This window comes from Paraburkholderia sp. D1E (assembly GCF_052682275.1).
This window is the reverse complement of the sequence record NZ_JBQYMB010000001.1, coordinates 8,090,390-8,111,321: the sequence shown is the minus strand read 5'-3', so window position 1 is coordinate 8,111,321 and position 20,932 is coordinate 8,090,390. Positions and strand designations below refer to the sequence as shown.

The window sequence follows — 20,932 nt, the reverse complement described above, 5'->3', positions numbered from 1 at the left end:
GAACGAACCATGCTGATTCACCAATTTGATAACACGACCGGCGCTTATCTTAATAGCTGTCTGGCTGATGCCGATCCGCGCAACGATGGGCGCTGGCTGATTCCTGCCTTCAGCACGTCCGACACGCTGCCCGAGCGCACGTCGCTTTCGTGGCCGTTTTATCGCGATGGCGCATGGATGCTGCTGCCGGACTATCGCGGCCGCCCGTTCTATCGCCAGGACACCGGCGAGCCGACCGAGATCCTTACCGCCGGCAGGACGCCGGCCGAACTGAACCTGACCGACAAACCCCGGCCGTCCGCACGGCATACGTGGATTGACGGCGAATGGGCGGTATCGGCCGAACTGCTCGCGCAGGAAAAGCGCGCCGCGATGATGGCCGAGTTCGATCTGCGCATGTCGAAAGCGCGCGCGCAGAACGCCGGCAAGGCCGACGCACTCGCAGCCGGCCTGCTCAATGACGAAGAGACGTATTACTTCAAAGCCTGGTCGGCGTATCAGATGGCACTTGTCAGTGCGATCGGAAAAGACACATTCCCGGATGTCGTCGAATGGCCTGATACACCTCTCCCCTATGTGCCGGCGCCCGAGCCGGAAGTGCCGGCGACGGCTGACCTGGCAACTGAGCCGGCAACTGGCCTGGCAGATGAACGGGCAACTGACCCACCGGCTGCCTGATCAGGTTGTATGTCATGACCCATGACCGCCCCAAAGAATTCTTGGGGCGGTTTTTCTTTTCTGGAGACCGTTAATGGGTGCAACATCGTTTTTCCACGGCGTGACCGTTTCGCTGGTCGACAGCGGTCCACGCACCATCGCCGTGCCGTCGTCATCGATTGTCGGCATGGTCAATACGTACACGCCCGGCGCGGATCTGGCGTCCCCGAATGTGCCGGTCCAGCTGACGAGTTATCGCGAGGCGGTCGCGGCGTTTGGCGAGCGTAGCGCGATCGCTCAGGCTGCGCGCGCGATCTATGCGCAGAGCAAGGCCGTTATTGTCGCAACGGGCGTTGCGGACGGTGCGACAGACAACCATGATGCCGCAGCGCTCACTTCGGCGATTATCGGGGGCGTGACTGCGGGTGGTGCCCGTACAGGCATGCAGTCGCTGCTCGACGCGAAGTCGAAATTCAATGTTCAGCCGCGTCTGTTGCTGGCGCCTGGATTTTCTTCGACGCAGGCCGTGGCGACGGCAATGGATTCGCTTGCCGGCAAGCTACGCGCGATCGGGATTATCGACGGGCCGAACACCGACGACGAAGCCGCGATCGCGTACGCGACAAAGTTCGGTAGCAAGCGTCTCTACATGGTGGATCCGGGCACGACGTATTGGGACACAACCGCGAATGCCGACGTCAATGCGCCAGCGTCGTCGTATGCGGCGGGACTCTTTTGCCAGACGGACGCGAACATCGGGTTCTGGGCGTCGCCGTCGAACAAGGAACTGGTGGACATCACGGGCACGAAGCGGCCGATCGAATTCCTCGACGGTGACGAAACGTGCCGCGCAAATCTGCTGAACAACGCAAAGATCGCGACGATCATCCGCGACGGCGGTTATCGCCTGTGGGGCAACCGTACGCTATCGAGCGACCCGAAGTGGGCGTTCGTCACGCGTGTGCGCACACTCGATATCGTGATGGACGCGGTGCTCGCCGGTCACAAGTGGGCGGTCGACCGCGGCATTACCGCGACCTACGTCGACGACGTCACGAAGGGGTTGCAGGCCTTCATGCGTGATCTCAAGCGCTCGGGTGCCCTGATCAATTTCGAGGTCTACGCCGACCCGGAACTGAACACCGCCTCGCAGCTCGAGCAAGGCAAGGTCTACTGGAATATTCGTTTCACGGACGTTCCGCCAGCAGAAAACCCCATCTTCCGCTTCGAGATCACCAACCAGTGGCTCACCGAAGTGCTCGATACCAACTCATAAGAGGTGATGCGTGATTCCGGAAACACTTTCAAATTACAACCTTTATGTCGACGGCAAGGGCTTCGCCGGCCTGTCGACGTCAGTGACGCTGCCCAAACTCAAGATCAAGACGGATGAGCATCGCGGTGGTGGCATGGACGCACCCGTCAAGATGGATCTCGGGATGGAGGCCATGGATGCATCGTTCGCGATGGCGTCGATGACACGTGAGGTGCTGGTTTTCTTCGGGCTGGCCGACACGACCGCCTTTAACGGCGTCTTTCGCGGTGCATTCAAGGATATGCAGGGCAAGACGAAAGCGGTTGCCGCGTCGTTTCGCGGGATGCTGTCCGAGATCGATCCGGGTGACTGGAAGCCTGGTGAGAAGGCCGAAGCCAAATACACCGTGTCGCTCACCTACTACAAGCTGGAGATCGAGGGCGCGACGGTGCATGAGATCGATCCGCTCGGGATGGTGCGCATCATCAACGGCGTCGACCAGCTCGCGGAGATCCGCAAGGCGATCGGCATGTAAGTGGCGGGTAAGCGGCAGGCGCGTGCCACGCCGCGCTGCAAAGTAACTTTTTCTTGTCACGGTTCCACGCGGTTCCATATTACGGCGGGCACGCATTGCCCGCCGTTTCTTTTTGAGGTGCTTGATGGATACGGTAACGGTCAGGCTGGACTATCCGGCGACATTCGACGGCGTGACGCGCGACAGCATCACGCTGCGTCGACCCAAGGTACGCGACCAGCGTGCTGCACAAAAGCTCTATCCGGAAGATCCGGCGGGGCAGGAACTCGCGCTCTTTGCCGCGCTGGCGGAGGTCGCGCCGAACGACCTGGAGGACATGGATCTCGGCGATTACAACCGCCTGCAGGATGCCTACTTTCGCTTTCGAACCCCTCGCAAGGATCAGCCCATCGACGCTCAAAAAGCTGGCGAAGCGGCTGGTGAACGAACTGCGGATGTCGCCGCGTGATGTTGACGAGCTGACGCTCGACGATGTGATCTGGTGGCTCACAGACTGACGGGACTAACGAAGGGGGGGTGAGATGGCAAATGACATTGCACTTGGCATCGTCATCGGCGGTGCCGTCTCGGCGACGTTTGGCAAGGCCATCACCGAGACGAGATCACGCATCGGCAGTCTGAAGAAGACGGCGAGCGACACGCGGCTCTGGCAGCGCACGATCGGCGAGACGATCAGGCTGCAGGACGAATTCCGCCGGCTGCACCAGGCCGGCGATTCGGCGGCGGACGGTATCCGCCGCAAGATCGATTCGAACCTGCGTTCCCTTCGTGACGCTGGTGTCGAAGTCGACCGGCTTGATCGTTCGTATCAGCGGCTCGGACGCACCGCGCGTGGGCTGGATCTGAAGGCGGCGGGTCACGAGCGCATTGCGGCTGGCCGCGAAGGGGTGCGAGGCACGATTGGCGACGCGGTGAAGTTTTCCGCAGCGCTCGCTGTGCCCACGGCGATCTCCGCTGACTATCAGGCGATCATCCGCGACATCGCGATCAAGGCGGGTATCGCGCGCACCGAGCAGGAAGCGACGATGGGCCGCCGCATCCGACGCGATGCCTCGGCGAACGGTATCGGGCGCAATGAGCTCGCCGATGCGGTGAACCAGATGGTCGCCGCAGGCATGGATGTGGATCGTGCGCTCGACTTCGCACCGCTTGCCGCGAAGTTTTCCATCGGGCAGGGATCGACGACCGTTGAAACGGCGCGGATGATCCAGGCGCTGCAGCAGAACGCGAAAATCACGGATCCGGCGCAGATGAGCCGGGCATTCGAGTCCATTGCGTTCCTTGGCAAGGAGGGTTCGTTCGAGTCGGCTGACATGGCCCGCTGGTTTCCCGTGTTGCTCGCGGAAATGCAGAAGATCGGTATCACGGGGCAGGACTCGGTGACCCAGCTCGGCGCGATGCTGCAGGTTCAGATGAAGACGGCTGGTAATGCAGATGAAGCGGCGAACAACCTCAAAAACTGGTTTTCAAAGATCGGATCCAATGAAACCGCGAGTAACTACAAAAAAGCCGGCGTCGACTACGAAGCCAAAATGCGCGAAGCGATCGGCAAGGGCTGGTCGACGCTTGAGGCTTCCTTCGTTCTGGCGCGAGCGTACATCGAGCGCACCGATCCTGCCAAAGCGAAACAGCTTGCTGATGCCGCGAAGAACATAAACAGCGAGTCGGATCCGGAGAAGCGCCGCGCGCAGATTGCGGCGTTCGAAGACACCATGAAAACCGGTGATCTTTTCAACGACATGCAGGTCAAGGCGGCGCTAACCGCCTATCTGCAAAACGCCGATCTGTACCAGCGTCTGAAGAAGGAGTCGGCGCAGGCCAGTGGCGAGATTGTGAAGGATCTAGCCGACCGGCGCGATGCATCGAAGCAGATCTGGAGCGAGGTCGGGCAGCAGTGGAATGATGCGATGCGCAGTATCGGCGACGCGCTGCGGCCCGTGACCGATGCGGTGGGGCGCGCCACCAAGGCAGCGGGCGAAGGGCTGGCGAAGATTACCGACGCGGCGCCGAAAGCGACGATGGCCGTGGCGGGCGTTGCAGCCGGCTTCATTGCGTATCGCGGAGCGAAGTCGCTGTTTCAGATCGGGCGCGGGGCACTTGATATTGCGCGCGGCTCGATCCTCATCGGTCGACGTGGTGCCGGTGCCAGGGGTGGGGGCGTAGGCCCTGGCGGTGGTAAGGGCGGTCCGGTGGGCCGTGTCCTTGAGGCGCTGGGTGGTGTGGCTGGCGCGTCGTCGGATGGCGTGCAGCGCGTCTTCGTCGTCAATCTGCCAGGCGGCGCTGCCGGAGGTGGCCTGGGTGCAGTGGCAGAGGCGATTGCTGGGGAGCGGGGGGACGTCGTTCGGAGTGCGGGCGGTGCAGGTGGCGCCAAGGCCATTGCAGGCAAGGGTGGTCGCATCGCACGGGCGCTGGGCGCGGCTCGCGGGCTGGTCGGTCGCGTCATGCCATACGCAGGCAAGCTGGCAGTAGCTGGCACGCTACTCAAGGTGGGCTTTGCGGCGACAAACGCTTATGCAGTCGCGAGAAGCGATGACAACCGGGAAGAGAAGGCCAGAGGGTACGGCGGTATCGCCGGTAGCCTCGCGGGTGGCGTGGTTGGTGCCAAAGCGGGTGCATTTGTGGGCGCCGTGGCCGGCCCGATCGGGATGGCGATTGGCGGCATCATCGGCGGGGCGATCGGCACCTATGCCGGCGAGAAGGCACTCGGCGCCGCTGCGAAGTGGGTGTTCTCCCGAGGCGAATCACATGATCGGCATCCTGCCGCTGATGTCGCTGCGAAAGTGAAGATCCTGGAGAAACCGGCCGCGACCGACAAACCAGTCATGAAAGTCGACCAGCAGAACACTTTTGCACCGGTTTTCCATGTGGTGATGCAGGGTGATCCAAACAGTGACGCGGCCGACCGATTCCTCGCGAAGGTGTCGCCGCAGTTGCAACGCATGATGAAGGACCAGCTCGCGAAGAATAACCGCTCGGCGATGTTCGACTCGCCCCATCTGTAGCAGACCAAAAGGAAACGCCGTGGAGTTTCAAAGACAGATCACGCAGGCAGCGACGCAGGCCAGCATCGCAACCGAGCGCGTGCGCAACATGAACCGGGTCTATGAACGCAACAGCCCGACCAGTGCGAATACAGTTGCGGTGCTGCAGAAGCTCGCGACGGGCAACCTCAACAATGCCGCCGACCTTCTTTCCGGTGCGGGCAGTGCGTTGTCGGTCGCGAGCGACGTGAGTCCGAAGGTCGGGACTGTCATGCGCAGCCTCAACGCCGTGCAGTCCTCGGTGGGTAGCGTGATGACGATGGCGAATGCATCGGACAATCCGACTATCCGATCCGCTGCCGAAGGGGTCACCGGCGCACTCGGCGACGTCCGCACGAAGTTCAACGCGTTCGCAGGCATCAAGGCGCCGTCTGCACCCGGCTCGCTCGCGACATCGACCGGGTCTGGTGCATTGTTCTCCGGTCTGCTTGACGGCGCGGCGACAGCGACGCCCCACCTGATGACGCTCAGCTCGGATCAGGGCGATACATTCCACTTCAACCTGTCGACCGCAGCATTCGACAAGCTTCGACGCACGACGAAATACAAGGTCGCCTCGCAGGAGCGTCTGAACCGTCAGGAAGCATTGCAGGCGGTCAGTCAGGGCGGGGAAACCATTACGCTCTCGGGCGTTGTGTTCGCCGCGTCCGGGGCTGGGCGCAGTTCAGGTAATCCGGGTATCCGGCAGATCGACGCCTTGCGCGCGATCGGTGGTCGCATGATGCCGGTGCAGCTGACAACGGGCTATGGCGAAGTGCTCGGCCGCTGGTATCTGCAGGCGGTCGAGGAGGAACAGGAAGCGCTGATGTCGGACGGCGCCCCGCGCAAACAGACCTTCAGCCTGGAGTTTGGCCGCTATGGCGAAGATTATAAGAACGTCTGACGGCGATGTGCTCGACGAGATCTGCTACGCGGTATACGGGTCACTTGCAGGAACGGTCGAGGCCGTCTATGAGGCTAATCCGGGGCTCGCTGACCACGAGCAGCCGTTCGTTGCAGGTATCACGATCACTCTGCCCGACGTTGACGTACCGCGTAATGAGCCGGTGCAGTTATGGACATAGCTGCTTTAAGTCTGGAATGAGCGCGCGGTGAAACGGGGGAGCAGGTATGCAGGCCATATTTCAGATCATCGCCAATGGTGATGACATCACGAAGGTGATTGAGGACCGTGTGCTGCGCATCCATACGGTCGACAAGCCGGGGCTGGATGCAGATGAGTGCGAGATCGAACTTGACGATCGGGATGGAAAGATCGAGTTTCCTCCAAAGGGGGCGACGCTGAAAATCTCACTCGGGTGGCAGGGGCAGGGACTCGCCTTTCTCGGCGAATACACGATCGACGAGATCGCGCTCAAGGGGCCGCCGGCATCGGTGATTATTCGCGGCCGGCCCTCGAACATGCGTGCGAGCTCGAAGACGCACCGGTACGGTAGCTGGGAGAACGTGAAGCTGGCTGACATTGTTGGAGATGTCGCGCGGCGCAACGGGTGGGCGTCTGCGTGTGGGATCGACGTTACGGTGCCGCGAGCCGACCAGTTCGGTGAGAGCGACCTGCACTTCATTACGCGCCTGTCGCGCCAGCATGGTGCGACGGCAACCGTGAAGGCCGGCAAGCTGATCGTTACCGGTCGCGGCGCGGGAAAGAGTGCGAGCGGTTTGCCGCTTCCATCGATCACGCTCACGCCGAACATGCTGCTCGATTACGAAATCACTTTCGCTGATCGGGCCAGCTTTGCCGCGGTCCGGAGCAGGGTGCACGACGTGAAGACCGGCCGGAAAATCGACCTCGTCATTCCAAATCCGGATGCGCCGAAGGGGGCGTCGGCGGTGCATACGGAGCGGCACGCCTTTGCGAGTCAGGCGGCGGCGAAAGCGGCGGCCGATGCCCGGTTGCAGAAGCTGAACCATCATACGGCGAAGAGCTCGATGCTGATGCAGGGGCGAGCGGATTTTTCCGCGGAGAAGACCGTCGCGCTGAAGGGCTTCAAGAAAGAGGCGGACGGCGATTTCCTGATTGAATCGGTGACGCACGACTATGCCGGGCGAAGTTGGGAAACGAGGGTCGAGCTGAACGCCGGCAACAAGGGTAAGGCGAAGGTGGGGCACGAGAAAAAGAAGGGTAAGAAGATCAACCTCGTGGTGCCGGCGCCGACGCCCTGACGCGATTGATACGGAACGACAACGAACCGCCCGCGCTTGCGTGAGGCGGTTTTTTATTGGACGGACGGCCCGATGGGTGAACAGCACAACAACGATCTGGCGGTGCAGATCGCGCGTTTCGGCGAGCAGCTACGCAGCGTCGCGGCAAGCCTTGAAGACATCAAGACATCGGTGCAACCGGTTGCCGCGCTCGATCGCGCGATCGCGCAGATGTCGATTCACAACCAGAACGCGCGCAAGGACATCGAGCTGCTGTGGGCGCGTGTGGATGAGGGGAAGAAGGAGCGCGACGCACTGGAGCAGCAGATCGGGAGCGTCGACGACAGGGTGGCCGCGATGAGGAATACGGCGAAGGGTGCGATGTGGGTACTCGGGATTGTGCTCGGCATCGTTCAGACCTTCCTGGTGGGCTCGATCGTGTGGGTGTTCACCCATATCAACGAAGGCGACATTCTCAACCGGTTGCAGCAGCAGCGCCTCGAGGTGCTGGAGCAGACCATGACCAAAGTAACAAGATAAGGAACGGATCAATGACACCTGATAAAAAAATCGATGCGCTGATCGGCCGCGAGGGCGGGTACTCGAACAACGCGGCCGATGCCGGCGGCGAAACAATGTGGGGCATAACCGTCGCGGTTGCACGTGGTTTCTGCTACACCGGCCCGATGCGCGACATGCCGCGTTCGACGGCCGTGCAGATCTATCGCAGCCGCTACTGGTCGCAACCGAAGTTTGATCTGGTCGATGCGGTCTCACCCACACTTGCCGACAAGCTGTTCGACATCGGCGTGAACGCGGGGCAGGTGACGGGCGTGCGGTTCCTGCAACGTGCGCTGAACGTGCTGAACCAGAACCAGCGCGCGTTCGCCGATATCGCCGTCGACGGTGGCATTGGTGCGATGACGATCGCGGCGCTGAAGGCCTTCCTCGCCGCGCGTGGTGCGGACGGCCACCGGGTGCTGCTTGGCATGGTCACCGCACAGCAGTCTGTCTATTACATCGAGTGTGCCGAAAAGCGCGTGGAAAACGAGACGTTCGAATACGGCTGGCAGTTCAATCGTGCATTTGGGGTGAGCGCATGATGGATTTCCTGAAAACGGTAGCGCCGTGGCTTGTCACGGCTTTGACGGGCGGCGTATCCGGTATTGCTGCGATGGCCGCATCAGCGATCGCCGGCAAGCTCGGTCTCGCTGATGGTTCAGTAGATGCGGTCACGTCCGCACTGACCGGCCAGCAGATGACGCCCGAGCAACTGCTCGCGCTGAAGCAGGCTGACGATGACTTCGCGCTGAAGATGCGGCAAGCCGGTTTCACGCATGCGGAGAACATGGCCGGCATCCAGGTGCAGGCCGACAGGGTGGCCGCCGATGATCGCGCGAGCGCGCGCAACTTTGCGGCGGTAGAGCACGACCATACGGCGCGCAATCTGGCCTATATGTATACGACGGCGCTGTTTGCTGTGATCGCTCTGGAGTTCCTGCTCGCAGCCCAACAGGTCAAAGTGGACGACAGCGTGATGCGTGCGCTCGATACGCTGTTCGGGATTCTGATTGCGATGGTGCTTGGCTCGAAGGAGTATTTTTTCGGCTCATCCTCGCATGCTGACAGGCAGGCTGCGGCGATCACGCAGTTCGCGGTATCGCCTGACACCATCGTCGCGCAGGCGACGTCACCAGATCGCGCGTCAATGCCGCGATCACCGGCAGAAGGTTAACGCCGGCATTAGCAAGTTACTTTGACCGCGCCGCGTCGTTGTAACGCGAGCGTGGAAAAGACAGGGCGACCGGGATGATGTTCGCGCATTTCCCCCGGCCACCTTTCCACTGAAGCAGCCAGTGAATTAGCCAAGGCCCTGACACCTACCGGTAGGCGGGGCGAATTCTAACAAATTCCCAACAAGGCAATCCACATATGGCAACTCCCATCATTCCCTGGATCGGCGGCAAGCGCCGGCTTGCAGACCATCTGATCCCGCGTTTCCCGGCACACGACTGTTATGTCGAGGTGTTCGCGGGCGGGGCCGCGTTGTATTTCATGCGGCCGCCTGCGAAGGTAGAGGTCGTTAATGACATCAACGGCGAACTGGTGAATCTCTATCGCGTCGTGCAACATCACCTGGAGGAGTTCGTGCGGCAATTCAAATGGGCGCTCACCAGCCGGCAGGTGTTCAAGTGGCTGCAGGACACGATCCCGGAAACCCTCACTGATATCCAGCGCGCGGCACGCTTCTACTACCTGCAGCAGAACTGTTTCGGCGGCAAGATCGAGGGGCAGTCATTCGGCACGGCAACCACTGCGCCACCGGGGCTGAACCTCCTGAGACTCGAAGAGACCCTGTCGGCGGCGCACCTGCGGTTGTCCAACACGTTCGTCGAGCGGCTAGATTGGAAGGCGTGTATCGACAAGTACGACCGGCCGCACACGCTGTTCTATCTCGATCCGCCGTATTTGGAAACGGAAGGCTACGGAGTGCCTTTCCCGGGCACGGAATATGTCGCAATGGCGGATCGGATCCGTGCGCTGAAAGGCAAGGCAATCATCAGCCTCAACGACCACCCTGCGATCAGGCAGGCGTTCGACGGCTTCCACATTGAGACGGTGGATATCAAGTACACCGTGGGCGGTGGCGGGAAAGAGGCAGCCCGCAAGGAAGTGATTATTTTTAGTTGGAACGACGCCAACGAACCGGCTGGCCTCTTCTGAAAAGCGAAGAGCCCGCTCCAGCGGGCTCTTCGCGTTAGCACGCGAACCCGCCCATCGTCTCGATTACGCATCATGTCAGGCGCCACGGATCAACGAGCCTGCGGCGTCGGTTACAAGCCCGCGCAACCATCGTAGTTCTCCCGAATAGTGACTACGCTCGTGCCATAGTTGATAGTAACGCATGGGTGGAAAATCAACCGGAGCAGACAACACGGTCAACGGTAATCGACTCGCATAATATTCGGCGAAGAGCCGCGTGGTCGTAAAAATCATATCCGACTTGACCAACACGTAAGGCGCGAGATTGAAGTGCGGCACCGTAGCAATGACGCGGCGCCTCAAGTGTTCACGGGCCAAGTGGAGGTCGATCGTACCCCGTTGCTTCATGGAAAAGCGTGTTGGCGCGAGATGTGCGCCATCCACGTACTGTTCCGGCGTCAATTTCCTGCACTTCGCGCCTGGATGAGTATTGCTCACGAGGCAAACGATCTCGTCAACAAATAAATTCGATGAGCGCAAGTGTTCAGGTGGCTCTAACCAGTTTCCCACGACGATATCTAACTTGCCCTCTTCCAGTGCAACTTCAAAGTCAAAATCAGCGCCTAGCAGGCCGTTGAAATATCCGTCGTTGATGCGCTCAGGTGCATTACGACGGATGCTGGATTCGCACTTTTGAAACGCGGAACACGTTTGCGGGCATCCGACGTTGCTCGCGGGTTCGCCATATCGGTGTTATCCATTGCTTCCTGCCCCTCAACCGGCAAGTGTGCGCATACGCGTCAGGTTGTAGCCGACCTGAGTCAGCACGAAGAGCTGGTCTACGCGTTCAAGTCCTCGATACATCGCTTGTCGAATTCGTCCGACTGTCTTGCCCCATCCGAACACCTGCTCAATGCGCTTACGTTTTTGCTGGCTGACCGCGTAACCCGGCCAGCGCGTAGTTCGCTCGTCAATTGCTGAACCTCCCGGACGTCCATCGTTTTGCGCCACATGCGGCGTGACACGATTCGCGCGACAACTGCCGACGAAGCCGGCGGTGTCGTAGTTCTTGTCCGCGCCGACCGTGATGCCGAGCGGCGCAACACTCGCGGCATCAGCAAGCATCTGCCCGGCCGCGTCGCGCTCGGCGGTGCCCGTCGCCAGCGTCACCTGTGCGTTGACCACCAGGCCATGCCGGTTGTCGGTCAGCACGTGGCCCATATAACAGAGCATCGCTCCGGTTCCTTTGCTCTTGCGAAACAGGCGCGCCTGCTCGTCCGTCGTGGATTGGTGCGTCTCGTTACTGCGCTTCTGTCCGTGCCAGTTGTCATTCGGCGCGGGCGGTTCGTCAGGAGGCGTGTCGTCTTTGTCCGGACTTGCCTTGGGCACAAAGCTCTTGTGCCCGGCCCATGCCTGAATCAACGTGCCGTCGACGCTAAAGTGCTCTCCAGAAAGATATCCGCGCTCGCGCGCGGTCTCGACTGTCTCGTTGAACAGCAACACCAGCACATCGTGTTCGAGCAACCGGTCGCGGTTCTTGCTGAACGTCGAGTGGTCCCACACGGTCCCGTCCATCGGCAGGCCGACGAACCAGCGGAACAACATGTTGTAGGAAATCTGTTCCACCAGCATGCGCTCGCTACGAACTGAGTACAGCACCTGCAGCAAAGCTCGCACCAGCTTCTCCGGCGCGATGCTCGGCCGGCCACCTTTCGCGTCAGCTTCGTACATCCGCGCGAAAACGTCGTCCATGCGCTTGAGCGCGTCATTGAGCCAACTGCGAATCGGACGCAACGGATGGTCCTTCGGCACGAAATCATCCAGCTTCAACACGGTGAACATTGACTCGGTAAAACCATCTGGCCCACGCATCCGTTCCATCTCGCTCTCATTGATGACATCAGTTCAACGTTTACGCCTGCGTCCCGGATGACCGCTACATGAGGTATTTCAACGGCCTGCTAGTGGGTGGAATTCAAGAGTCGCTTTCGGCGCAGACTGGCGAAAGAGTTCAACGACCGTAGGCACAAACAACACGTCGAGATAGTCCGGGCATCCTATCCGGTAACAGCGAATCGAATGAGCCGAATCAAAAGTAGGTGGTTCGGCCGTAATCCGCGATATTTCGCGCAGTGCATTCTGAGTTGGCCCCAGCAAGCTTAATCCATACTCGGTCGGAACCATTCCAGACTTACCGTACACCAGCAGCGGATCGCCAGTAATGTCCCGAAGACGCCGCAGCGCACAACTTACCGCCGGCTGCGACTGATTGAGCATCACACCTGTACGCGTGACGCTACGTTCGATCAGGAGTGTATTTAAGACACGCAAAAGATGTGTGTCAATTGCTTCACGTCGCTGACTCATCTAAGTTTCCGTCTACTGGTAAGCCGAATTGGTGCAGTGAGCGCCGCTCAATGCGGTTCGACTGACCAGGCCAAAGCGGCGCAATCCGGCCCAAAGTACATCAGTCAAAGGCTGAGAACGTGTCCCGCAGTTCGGTCATTGCGGCCCAGACAGCGCCGAACGAAATCCGGTGCGCTCGTCGGCTTCGAACACAAATCTCCAGAAAGAAATTCAGATCAATATCGCTCCGGGTGTTCGCCGAATCACAAAATTCCCGTGAATTCCTGTTGCACCCATTGTCCGGTCTGCTGACGGGCCAACTCCAATCGTCGACGAACCACTTCGTCATCGTTCGCCTTGCTCAGCCGCTGAATCGAACTCTACAGTGGCAACTGCTTACCATTTATGCCGCATGCCGATTGTGGCCGCGACTTGCGACCTGGTGCTGGACGGCGAAAGAGTATAGATCTGCGCATACTGCGCGTCTCCCGCTGCCTTTGATAAATGACGCCCAAAAATATATCGGTCCTGCTGCTCAGGAAGTAGTCAACGGTGGCGTTTACCTGATGCCATTTCGGGCTGTCATTCTGCGGATGGTACTGGCCCGTCGTGAAGATATATGCGATACCGGCCATAAGGTCCGGTCTAACGTAGTCGGACAGTGAAATCTCGAAGTTTTGCAGCGTCAACCGAGACGCGTCGAGATAGTCGAATCGTGCGTTCGTGTAGAGCAGCGAAAGGTTCGCCCGCCCGAACGCGTACGCACCGCCGGCACCAAAACTCTGTTGTGCACGGACCCCGGACGAGGTTGCGGGATTTGTGATGAACGGCGACGTAAAGCCGTAATCCCCGACGACAGCGCCGTTCGCGTTGTTGGGATCGTTCGGCATGTTGACCCGCAAGTACATGGCGCCCGCCGATACGGGGCCGTTTTTATACTGTACAGCGGCGCTATAGGCGTTGTTATCTGAGAACCCCCCCACCTTGTTCGAGAAACCATAGAGGCCTTCAAACTGGAGACCGCCGTATGCGACGCTCTTGTACTGAACGGCGTTGTTGATCCGGAACGTATCGAATACGTTGTCATTGTCACCGATGTGAGCGCCGAAGGTTGCGTACTGGCATGCCGATTCGAAGGCACACAGCGTCACAGCCTCATCGTACTGCCGCCCCAATGTGACCGTCCCAAGCGTGGTTGACGACAGGCCTACGAAAGCCTGTCGACCAAATTCACGGCCACCCTGCGAGAGCGTGCCGTTGCCCACGTTGAAGCCATTTTCCAGCGTGAAGATGGCCTTCAGTCCTCCGCCAAGATCCTCTACGCCTTTGATGCCCCAGCGCGGCGTATTCATTGGTCCGCTCGCGAATTGCCATGTCGAATGGCCTTGGTGATCGGCGCCTTTCTGATTATTCGAGTACACGCCCCCGGCCGAGATCAACCCGTAGAGGGTCACGCTGCTTTGAGCGCAAGCGTCGCCACTCCCGATAGCGAGAAGGGCAAGAGTAATGGCAAATCGTTTCATGGCTAACCCCGATGATGAATTGGTTGGTTGTTAGTGACGGCAATGCCTGTAGCAAATTCGGGTGCTCAATCCGGTTGCCAGGAAGAACAACCGGGGGCCAGATTCGGCAAACTAGTTTGTGGGGGACGTTTCTCACACGGTCTCAGACCCTGGCGTCCAGTCATCAGGTCCTATCGGAATGCAGTAGCTCGTCCGCAAGCGAACGGAATTCGGATTCGAACACCATTCGCATCCGCTGCTTTTCCGCGTCGCTTGCCCACGACGCTTCGATCCCGTTCATCATCAGTTCATGGGCAACGTCAGCTTTCCAGTTGAGCACTTCGAAGAGTTGTACCCAGGCATCGGTTAGATCGGAACCGTACAGCCAGGGATCGTCCGTGTTGACCGTGAGCTTCAGTCCGGCGTCACGCATCGCGGCGATGGTCCAGGCGCGACGATTGCGAAACTGCGGCACCGCAGTCGGCGAACAAGTGCAAAAGAAGATCCCCCGATCCCGGGCAAAACTCACCGTCTCCGGGTCTGCCAGGATGTTGTAACCATGATCGAGCCTGTCGCACTTCAACTCATTCACGCACACGCGCACGTTATGCGGTGGCGCTGCGGCGAGCGGCTGGTTGGACTCGCAGACGTGAGCGGTACGCTTTAGTCCGTGCTGCCCCGCAAGCCGATATGCGGGCTCGAATGTTCCCGGTAAACCCTTGCCTTCTGCAAAATCCATTCCGATGCCGGCAACGTACCGGGATGGATACCGGATAACGTCCCTGACCATCTGCATTGCCAGTCGCGGCGGCTTCTCGCGATCGATCGAGGGGATCAGCAACGACGTGACGCCAAAGCGCTGATGCGCGCGTTCAATGCCGTCGGTCAGCCCATCGATCATCTGCTCATACGTCACGCCCAGGCCCTGATAGATCGTCGGATTGAAGAACATTTCAACGTGTTGCCCATTACCGCGGGCGACGGAATCCTCCAATGCTTCGTACGCCACTCTTGAGAAATCAGTCTCATCGGTGAGGCAATAAGCCAGCGCTCTCAGCACTTCCATCGACTGTTCAAAGTCGGTTGTCTGGTACAGCTTGTCCGGTTCGTACGTCGGCAATTCGACAGCGTTCCTGATCGCCAGATCGATGACCGTTTGGGGGCGCACAGCACCCAGCAGGTGAAAATGCAAATCCGTCTTGGGAATGCGTCGCAGGAATTCGCGAAAATGCGCGGAGCCATACTCTTTAGTACCACTAATATTTTGTTCGAGTTGCATGTGAGGAAAGTCCATTTTATATCTCATGTTCAATCACAGCCGCCCCACTCAGGCGGCGACAGATACGTCGCATCCGGGCGTGCATGCTTCAATCGGATGCTTCACCCAGAACAGATAGCAGGCAGCCGACAGCACCGCCAACAGTGCGCTCACCAGCAATGCGTCGACGAATGAATGTGTCGTGTCGACTATCCATCCGGTCACGAACGGCGCAAAGGCGGCACCGATGCTTGCGCCAAAGTTCTGAATGCTGCCAAGCGATGCGACCAGGTGCCGGGGAGCGGCGACGCTGACTAGTCCCCACACCGAGCCACCCGCGAGATTCAGGCACAACATGGCGGCGGAGATATAGACCACCGCGGCCACGGCGCTATCGGTCAGCGCCGCAGGCACGGTAAAGGCCGCCGCTCCGATGAGACCGACGCACAATGGAATCTTCCGACTGGCAATGGGGCTAAGGCCTTTTCGTACGAGCAGGTCTGCAACGAGCCCCGAACACAACATGCCGACCGTTCCGAGGAGGTAGGGCACAGCCGCGGCCCAGCCGCTATGGGCAATGCTCAGATGTCGCTCACGTTGCAGATAGTTCGGCAGCCATGCGAGGTAGAGATAAACCATGTACAGGATGCCCATGAAGCCGAAGATCATCCCCCAGGTGGTGCGCTGTTTGAAGATGCCCACCCATTCATGGAAAGTCAGTTTGCGGGACGTTTGCCTGACGTCATCGCCCGTGTCCAGATAGGCGCTTTGTGCCGCCGATAACCGGGCGTCGTCGCGATCGCGATAAAGGACGAACCACGCAACGGCTACCGGGACTCCGATCGCACCCATGACAACGAACATCGCGCGCCATCCGAAGGACAGCAGCAACGCCGTTTGCAACGGAGGGGCGAGCATCGAGCCTAACGTCGTCGACGCAAGAATCAGTCCGATCGGAAGTCCACGCTTGCGCACCGGGAACCACTCGCTGACCACCTTCGATCCGGACGGATATTGCGGCGATTCGCCAAGCGCAAGCAGCGCCCGGACCACGAAAAGACCGGCCAGCGACGTGATAAAGCCCCCGGCGATCTGTGCAAGCGACCAGATCAACAACCCAGCCGCCAAAATTTTGCGCGTGCCTATGCGGTCGAGAATGCCGCCGATCGGCAGAAGTGCGAATGCCAATACCCAGGAAAAACTCGAAAGAAGCAAGCCCATCTGGGTCGCCGACAAGCCTAACTCGGCGCTCACGCGCACGTTGGCGATCGCAAGCGAACTGCGATCGAGGTAGTTGATGATGCCGGCTATGAGGAGCAGCGTGACCGACGTCCGCTGCATGCGGCGTATGTGCACGTTCTCTGTGGTATTCATGCGGGTCTCCATGGTTCGGATTGCTTACAGAGTCGAAGGGAAAGGGCGTCAACCACCTCGAACCTCTTGCTTTGTGAGTACACTGGCGCCTGATCTGGTTGTGCTACTCGACGAGGCCAATCCGCCGAACGGCAAAGCCGCGATCCGCGGTTCCACGCAGTTGCGATGTCACAAAGTAGGCGCACCAATTTTGTACCGCCAATCCTTTTTATTTATGCTTCTATTAATCCACCTAATGGGCAAGCCCCGATGATTGCCAGTTCCAAAAATATGCGCCCGTTGCCTCCTCTTTCGCTACGGCAGTTGCAGTACTTTGTGACTGCGGCGCGGACCGGTAACTTTACGGAGACGGCTGAACAGATGGCGGTAACCCAGCCCGCGCTCAGTACATCCATTCGTCAGATGGAAGGCCTGCTGGGCGGAGCCCTCTTCAATCGCGCCAGTCATCCGGTCAGCCTGACGGAGCTGGGCAGGGAAATTCTGCCGTTAGCGGAACACCTCCTGGAGACCGCGGGCGCGACGTTTTCCTCCATGAAAGATAGCTCGCGCCTGTCGCAAGGAATCGTCCGCTTGAGTTTGCTTCCGGCCTCGGTCGGGCGCGTCATACCAGCGCTTGCGACCATCGCCCAGACAACGCCTGCCGCTCGCTTTGAGATCCGGGATGTCATCCATCCAACACTTGCCAATGACGTCCTGACTGGCGTGTCTGACATCGGCATCGGCGTTCCTTGCGGCGATCCGCGCTTGCTCGAGCGCCCGCTGCTTACCGACACGCTCGGCGTGGTGATGCGGGAGGATCATCCGTTGGGACGGAGACACACCATTCCATGGTCGTTGCTAAATGAAGAGAAGGTTGCAATGTTTCAACGCGGCGACATAGCGGATTGGCTTGGAACGCTCGCTGAAGCACAGCAGGTACCGCAGGTCACGGCGGCATACCGGACCGAATATCTGGAGTCGCTTTGTGAATTGGTGCGGGCTCGGCTGGCGGTCACCATATTGCCAATGTTGTATCAGGACATGCTGTTCGATCCGCGCCTGGTGATTCGACCGCTCGTCGAGCCAACCATCAACAGGCAGATCGTCGCACTTAGGAGGGTGCCCCTAGTGCGCAGTGCGGCTGTCGATGCATGCTTTGAAGCACTTTGTCTGATCCTGACCGGGAAAACGAATGCGTCGATGTGAAGGGCTGCGCCGGGCATCAACGTTGACTCGGTTGCGAGGAGTCCTGAAACGTTTGGACGATCAGCCTAGCGGCGTTTCTGGTGCGCCATCGCAATCCGCCACGCGGCACGATCGACTGGATCATCCGGATCGAAATCGAAACCTTCCGCTCCGCCAGTCAATCTCGCCGGCGCCCTGCCGCGTTTCCCCTTTCCACCGACCGGACCAATGCGAAACATCTCTGCCTCCGCGAGTGAGCATGCGTTGAGCAGTGGGGCAGCTTCGCCGGTGAGCCGCCCAAACTCAGCGCGTCGCGCGGCGCGTGCGGTTTGAGCGAGCAGCGTATTCAGGCTGGCCAAGGTTTCGCGACCATGCTGAACCTCGAGGATCAGTCGCCAGATAACTTCGTTTTCTTTGTACAGCCGATACCACTCGCGCAGCTCGGCAAGCGTCGGAGGGATGAAGGGAGGGAGTGTCACAAGCAAGCAGGTCCATTCTTGTCGACGCCTAGCTGGGCTACGCTACTTCGGGGCCAAACTTGCGGTAAACATAGCAACGCATGGCCGCCTCAAGAGCTGTGTCCCCCAAGCAATAACTGTCCTCTGAAGATGGCAAGCAACGACCGTCTGCTTCTCCGACAGAGGCAATCGCCTGATTACCAAGGACAGCGTCGCAGATTAATCCTACAAATATTCTCTCGCGGTCGATGATTGGCTGCGCGAGTGCAGGATCAGACGAAAACTTCAGTACCGGTTCGGACTGGGCTGGCATCAGCAGATCAGGAGTGCCCTCGGCGCGGGCAACCCAGTAATCGAGCCACGGCCCTTTCAAATCGGCTACGTACATCACTGCCTCCTTCGCGCAAGCTCACAAAATACTGTATGGATGTACAGTATTATATCCAGGATTTTTGCCATTGCATCTGGCACTATCATTGGAAGGTCCACTGGAGGCATCCATGTGCTATTCGGCCCAAATTGAAGCGGACTACAAGAAGTACGTGAAGATGTTCGGCGCGGCCATGAGCCTGCGCGAATTCGCCGAGTTGTACTGGGAACATGGCGGCCGGAACCTGAAGGTTCCGATAGCATTGGAAGCGGCATTTTTGGATGCCCAGACCGATGAAGGACGCCGCATCCAGGTGCTGATTGCTGAAGCCAACGCGCTACGAACGACCGGGCTTGAACAGGAGCTTTTCAAGCAGCGCACGCGGCTCGCCGATGCAGAGCGCAGTCTGGAAACGAAGGCGACAAAAACGGCCACTGAAAGCAAGCGGATTGCATCTGACAAGATCGACGCAGCAGTGCGCCGGCTCGCTGATCTGAAAGACACCACCATGAAGGACGGAGATTCACGGATATACCCGGGATGGTATGCCCCGGTGATGATCGTTCGGGAAGGCTGCCGCGTCGTCATCCCCATGCGCTATCGCTGCCGGTTACCCGGCTGGACCGAGACGACAGAGAAGGAAAAGCCGGGAACGTACAACGCCCGGCGAGACAGTCTGAATGGGGCCTGGAGGAAGCTGTTCGGTCACAACCACGGCATCATGGTCGTCAATCGCTTCTACGAGAACGTTGATCGAAATGGGAAGAAAGTTGTTTTGCAGTTCGACCCTACACCGCCGCAACAGATGCTGGTCGCCTGCCTTTGGTCGCGCACACCGGTGCCCGATGAACCTGATCTATGGTCGTTTGCGGCGATCACTGACGAACCTCCGCCAGAAGTCGCGGCGGCCGGCCATGATCGCTGCATTGTCCCGATCAAACCGGAGAATGCGGATGCGTGGCTCAACCCGGAACCATCCAATCTGGCGGCGCTCTACGCCATTCTCGACGACCGCGAGCGGCCGTACTACGAACATCAAATGGCGGCATGACCCGCTCAGATTGCCGGCTGTTTAACGACGAGCCTGAGGTTCTTGCGACCTCGATCGCTGCAGCAATGTCATCACGATCGACGCAATGCAAAGTGCAACGATGAAGCTAAGCGCCACTAACACGCCCGCTATCACGCTTTCATGTCCTTCGACGCCGACAGCGCCGAACAGGCGGAAGAGCGGGTCGAGTACCTGATAACCGCTTTCGCTGTACAGCCAGCGCAGGAGCATGTCGATCCGCGTCAGGCCAAGAAACACGGGCACAGTTAGTACCAGGGCGAACAGCACGCGCAGCATTCTGATCATCGCACGTCCACCGTACCGTAGTAGCGAATGTTAGTGCCGGGAATCAACTGCGCCTGCTGTGAAGTCAGGTAGGTGCGCAACCGATCGAATTGCGCGGGCGACTGAAGGGTAATGCACCCTTCGCTGACGCCGAACCGGCCATTTGGATGCAGCCGGAAATTACCGCGTCGGACGCCGTTCACAAACGTGTAATCGTCAATGACGCCGTCGTTTCTGTAGAGGGCGAACCACTGGTCGTGCTGTACGTGAGACGCGGTGTCTTTTATCCAGTCCCAAAGCCAACCGAGTCGGCCTCCGCTCTGACGGCCGACAATGTAATAGCGTCCCGTGGGAAGGGGGCCGGCGCTTTCGACCGTAGTGTCTGCCGGGTTATTGACGTAGCTCGGCTTCCCGGAGAACGCAGCCATGCCGCCTATTCCTGAGCAGACGAGCGCGGACATTTTCTGACTGTTCAGTGTGAAATAGCAGGATACGGGCATAGCCGGGTTCGATTGCTGTCGACGGCGTAATGTATGACGAAACAATCCGACCGCGCAACATGCTTGCCACGTGGGCTTATGGCTATGCGAACTGACTATGAGGTCATCAACCGAGCACGCATTTTGGCTGATTGCTTTCTCTGGAAGGAGGATCTAGTTTGCTACGGATTTGCTACAGCAATGGCATGAATTCATATCTGATGGGCCTTGCGCCTGTCATTCCACTCGCCTGGCCTGGCCTATCGCCGCCCCATAAGACCCGGCAAAGTGGCTTTGAAGGGCTCAGTTCGA

At 59.4% G+C, this 20,932-nt stretch carries 22 protein-coding genes and 2 pseudogenes; 14 read left to right on the top strand and 10 right to left on the bottom strand.

Annotated elements, in window-relative coordinates:
- The first annotated feature begins 9 nt into the window (after window positions 1-9).
- The 12 genes from ACUN0E_RS36360 (at window position 10) to ACUN0E_RS36305 (ending at window position 10,354) form a co-directional block, all read left to right on the top strand.
- Window positions 10-678, top strand: coding sequence for a tail fiber assembly protein (locus tag ACUN0E_RS36360; RefSeq protein WP_445569618.1), 669 nt, complete (start codon window positions 10-12; stop codon window positions 676-678).
- 73 nt (window positions 679-751) lie between these two features.
- Entirely contained in the window at window positions 752-1,933 is a 1,182-nt protein-coding gene (locus ACUN0E_RS36355; RefSeq protein ID WP_445569617.1) for a phage tail sheath subtilisin-like domain-containing protein, read from the top strand.
- 10 nt (window positions 1,934-1,943) lie between these two features.
- Window positions 1,944-2,447, top strand: a complete 504-nt coding sequence (locus tag ACUN0E_RS36350) for a phage major tail tube protein (RefSeq protein WP_445569616.1) — start codon at window positions 1,944-1,946, stop codon at window positions 2,445-2,447.
- A 124-nt stretch (window positions 2,448-2,571) separates the two neighbouring features.
- The gene (locus ACUN0E_RS36345; protein WP_445569615.1) at window positions 2,572-2,895 is read left to right on the top strand and encodes a phage tail assembly protein; all 324 of its coding nucleotides are present in this window, start codon (window positions 2,572-2,574) and stop codon (window positions 2,893-2,895) included.
- A gap of 73 nt (window positions 2,896-2,968) precedes the next feature.
- Entirely contained in the window at window positions 2,969-5,449 is a 2,481-nt protein-coding gene (locus ACUN0E_RS36340) for a phage tail tape measure protein (protein WP_445569614.1), read from the top strand.
- A gap of 19 nt (window positions 5,450-5,468) precedes the next feature.
- On the top strand, window positions 5,469-6,371 hold the full coding sequence (locus ACUN0E_RS36335; protein WP_445569613.1) for a phage tail protein: 903 nt from the start codon (window positions 5,469-5,471) through the stop codon (window positions 6,369-6,371).
- Window positions 6,346-6,552 carry a tail protein X gene (locus tag ACUN0E_RS36330; RefSeq protein ID WP_445569612.1) on the top strand — a complete coding sequence of 69 codons (207 nt, stop codon included), beginning with the start codon at window positions 6,346-6,348 and terminating at the stop codon, window positions 6,550-6,552. The genes ACUN0E_RS36335 and ACUN0E_RS36330 overlap by 26 nt, the downstream gene beginning before the upstream one ends.
- Window positions 6,553-6,598: 46 nt before the next feature.
- A complete protein-coding gene (locus ACUN0E_RS36325) occupies window positions 6,599-7,651 on the top strand; it encodes a phage late control D family protein (RefSeq protein ID WP_445569611.1) in 1,053 nt (350 codons plus the stop codon).
- A 72-nt stretch (window positions 7,652-7,723) separates the two neighbouring features.
- Complete coding sequence (locus tag ACUN0E_RS36320) at window positions 7,724-8,170, top strand: hypothetical protein (protein ID WP_445569610.1); 447 nt, start codon at window positions 7,724-7,726, stop codon at window positions 8,168-8,170.
- An 11-nt stretch (window positions 8,171-8,181) separates the two neighbouring features.
- Window positions 8,182-8,733: a glycoside hydrolase family 108 protein gene (locus tag ACUN0E_RS36315; RefSeq protein ID WP_445569609.1), complete on the top strand. Its 552-nt coding sequence runs from the start codon at window positions 8,182-8,184 to the stop codon at window positions 8,731-8,733.
- The gene (locus tag ACUN0E_RS36310) at window positions 8,730-9,365 is read left to right on the top strand and encodes a hypothetical protein (protein WP_445569608.1); all 636 of its coding nucleotides are present in this window, start codon (window positions 8,730-8,732) and stop codon (window positions 9,363-9,365) included. The genes ACUN0E_RS36315 and ACUN0E_RS36310 overlap by 4 nt, the downstream gene beginning before the upstream one ends.
- A 197-nt stretch (window positions 9,366-9,562) precedes the next feature.
- Window positions 9,563-10,354: a DNA adenine methylase gene (locus tag ACUN0E_RS36305; protein WP_445569607.1), complete on the top strand. Its 792-nt coding sequence runs from the start codon at window positions 9,563-9,565 to the stop codon at window positions 10,352-10,354.
- A gap of 75 nt (window positions 10,355-10,429) precedes the next feature.
- Here ACUN0E_RS36305 and ACUN0E_RS36300 read toward each other — a convergent pair.
- The 6 genes and pseudogenes from ACUN0E_RS36300 to ACUN0E_RS36275 all read right to left on the bottom strand — a co-directional run.
- Window positions 10,430-10,960, bottom strand: a pseudogene (locus tag ACUN0E_RS36300) (LysR substrate-binding domain-containing protein); the annotation flags it as partial.
- 147 nt (window positions 10,961-11,107) lie between these two features.
- Window positions 11,108-12,205: an IS5 family transposase gene (locus tag ACUN0E_RS36295; protein ID WP_445570582.1), complete on the bottom strand. Its 1,098-nt coding sequence runs from the start codon at window positions 12,203-12,205 to the stop codon at window positions 11,108-11,110.
- Between the two features lie 90 nt (window positions 12,206-12,295).
- Window positions 12,296-12,700: pseudogene (locus tag ACUN0E_RS36290) on the bottom strand (LysR family transcriptional regulator); the annotation flags it as partial.
- Window positions 12,701-13,059: 359 nt separating this feature from the next.
- Window positions 13,060-14,202 carry a porin gene (locus tag ACUN0E_RS36285; RefSeq protein ID WP_445569606.1) on the bottom strand — a complete coding sequence of 381 codons (1,143 nt, stop codon included), beginning with the start codon at window positions 14,200-14,202 and terminating at the stop codon, window positions 13,060-13,062.
- Window positions 14,203-14,365: 163 nt separating this feature from the next.
- On the bottom strand, window positions 14,366-15,460 hold the full coding sequence (locus ACUN0E_RS36280; RefSeq protein ID WP_445569605.1) for an adenosine deaminase family protein: 1,095 nt from the start codon (window positions 15,458-15,460) through the stop codon (window positions 14,366-14,368).
- 48 nt (window positions 15,461-15,508) lie between these two features.
- Complete coding sequence (locus ACUN0E_RS36275) at window positions 15,509-16,813, bottom strand: MFS transporter (protein ID WP_445569604.1); 1,305 nt, start codon at window positions 16,811-16,813, stop codon at window positions 15,509-15,511.
- Window positions 16,814-17,062: 249 nt separating this feature from the next.
- Between ACUN0E_RS36275 and ACUN0E_RS36270 the strand changes: the two genes are divergently transcribed.
- Window positions 17,063-17,998: a LysR family transcriptional regulator gene (locus tag ACUN0E_RS36270; RefSeq protein WP_445569603.1), complete on the top strand. Its 936-nt coding sequence runs from the start codon at window positions 17,063-17,065 to the stop codon at window positions 17,996-17,998.
- Between the two features lie 65 nt (window positions 17,999-18,063).
- Here the strand turns inward: ACUN0E_RS36270 and ACUN0E_RS36265 are convergent, their stop codons facing one another.
- Together ACUN0E_RS36265 and ACUN0E_RS36260 are read right to left on the bottom strand one after the other, a co-directional pair.
- Window positions 18,064-18,456: a hypothetical protein gene (locus ACUN0E_RS36265; protein WP_445569602.1), complete on the bottom strand. Its 393-nt coding sequence runs from the start codon at window positions 18,454-18,456 to the stop codon at window positions 18,064-18,066.
- A 37-nt stretch (window positions 18,457-18,493) separates the two neighbouring features.
- Window positions 18,494-18,823 carry a phage protein NinX family protein gene (locus ACUN0E_RS36260; RefSeq protein WP_445569601.1) on the bottom strand — a complete coding sequence of 110 codons (330 nt, stop codon included), beginning with the start codon at window positions 18,821-18,823 and terminating at the stop codon, window positions 18,494-18,496.
- A gap of 112 nt (window positions 18,824-18,935) precedes the next feature.
- Here ACUN0E_RS36260 and ACUN0E_RS36255 point away from each other — a divergent pair, with 112 nt between their 5' ends.
- A complete protein-coding gene (locus tag ACUN0E_RS36255) occupies window positions 18,936-19,856 on the top strand; it encodes an SOS response-associated peptidase family protein (RefSeq protein ID WP_445569600.1) in 921 nt (306 codons plus the stop codon).
- Between the two features lie 21 nt (window positions 19,857-19,877).
- Here the strand turns inward: ACUN0E_RS36255 and ACUN0E_RS36250 are convergent, their stop codons facing one another.
- Complete coding sequence (locus ACUN0E_RS36250; protein WP_445569599.1) at window positions 19,878-20,162, bottom strand: hypothetical protein; 285 nt, start codon at window positions 20,160-20,162, stop codon at window positions 19,878-19,880.
- A complete protein-coding gene (locus ACUN0E_RS36245) occupies window positions 20,159-20,641 on the bottom strand; it encodes a DUF2778 domain-containing protein (protein WP_445569598.1) in 483 nt (160 codons plus the stop codon). Before ACUN0E_RS36245 ends, ACUN0E_RS36250 begins: the two co-directional genes overlap by 4 nt.
- Window positions 20,642-20,932 lie beyond the last annotated feature (291 nt).

What these genes read in the sequence shown, in the direction of transcription:
- ACUN0E_RS36310 (WP_445569608.1), top strand. Translation starts at nt 8,730, where the DNA reads ATGATGGATTTCCTGAAAACGGTAGCGCCGTGGCTTGTCACGGCTTTG.
- ACUN0E_RS36295 (WP_445570582.1), bottom strand. Translation starts at nt 12,205, where the DNA reads ATGCGTGGGCCAGATGGTTTTACCGAGTCAATGTTCACCGTGTTGAAG.
- ACUN0E_RS36355 (WP_445569617.1), top strand. Translation starts at nt 752, where the DNA reads ATGGGTGCAACATCGTTTTTCCACGGCGTGACCGTTTCGCTGGTCGAC.
- ACUN0E_RS36305 (WP_445569607.1), top strand. Translation starts at nt 9,563, where the DNA reads ATGGCAACTCCCATCATTCCCTGGATCGGCGGCAAGCGCCGGCTTGCA.
- ACUN0E_RS36360 (WP_445569618.1), top strand. Translation starts at nt 10, where the DNA reads ATGCTGATTCACCAATTTGATAACACGACCGGCGCTTATCTTAATAGC.
- ACUN0E_RS36245 (WP_445569598.1), bottom strand. Translation starts at nt 20,641, where the DNA reads ATGCCCGTATCCTGCTATTTCACACTGAACAGTCAGAAAATGTCCGCG.
- ACUN0E_RS36315 (WP_445569609.1), top strand. Translation starts at nt 8,182, where the DNA reads ATGACACCTGATAAAAAAATCGATGCGCTGATCGGCCGCGAGGGCGGG.
- ACUN0E_RS36320 (WP_445569610.1), top strand. Translation starts at nt 7,724, where the DNA reads ATGGGTGAACAGCACAACAACGATCTGGCGGTGCAGATCGCGCGTTTC.
- ACUN0E_RS36340 (WP_445569614.1), top strand. Translation starts at nt 2,969, where the DNA reads ATGGCAAATGACATTGCACTTGGCATCGTCATCGGCGGTGCCGTCTCG.
- ACUN0E_RS36345 (WP_445569615.1), top strand. Translation starts at nt 2,572, where the DNA reads ATGGATACGGTAACGGTCAGGCTGGACTATCCGGCGACATTCGACGGC.
- ACUN0E_RS36250 (WP_445569599.1), bottom strand. Translation starts at nt 20,162, where the DNA reads ATGATCAGAATGCTGCGCGTGCTGTTCGCCCTGGTACTAACTGTGCCC.
- ACUN0E_RS36255 (WP_445569600.1), top strand. Translation starts at nt 18,936, where the DNA reads ATGTGCTATTCGGCCCAAATTGAAGCGGACTACAAGAAGTACGTGAAG.
- ACUN0E_RS36275 (WP_445569604.1), bottom strand. Translation starts at nt 16,813, where the DNA reads ATGAATACCACAGAGAACGTGCACATACGCCGCATGCAGCGGACGTCG.
- ACUN0E_RS36270 (WP_445569603.1), top strand. Translation starts at nt 17,063, where the DNA reads ATGATTGCCAGTTCCAAAAATATGCGCCCGTTGCCTCCTCTTTCGCTA.
- ACUN0E_RS36260 (WP_445569601.1), bottom strand. Translation starts at nt 18,823, where the DNA reads ATGTACGTAGCCGATTTGAAAGGGCCGTGGCTCGATTACTGGGTTGCC.
- ACUN0E_RS36330 (WP_445569612.1), top strand. Translation starts at nt 6,346, where the DNA reads ATGGCGAAGATTATAAGAACGTCTGACGGCGATGTGCTCGACGAGATC.
- ACUN0E_RS36325 (WP_445569611.1), top strand. Translation starts at nt 6,599, where the DNA reads ATGCAGGCCATATTTCAGATCATCGCCAATGGTGATGACATCACGAAG.
- ACUN0E_RS36285 (WP_445569606.1), bottom strand. Translation starts at nt 14,202, where the DNA reads ATGAAACGATTTGCCATTACTCTTGCCCTTCTCGCTATCGGGAGTGGC.
- ACUN0E_RS36280 (WP_445569605.1), bottom strand. Translation starts at nt 15,460, where the DNA reads ATGCAACTCGAACAAAATATTAGTGGTACTAAAGAGTATGGCTCCGCG.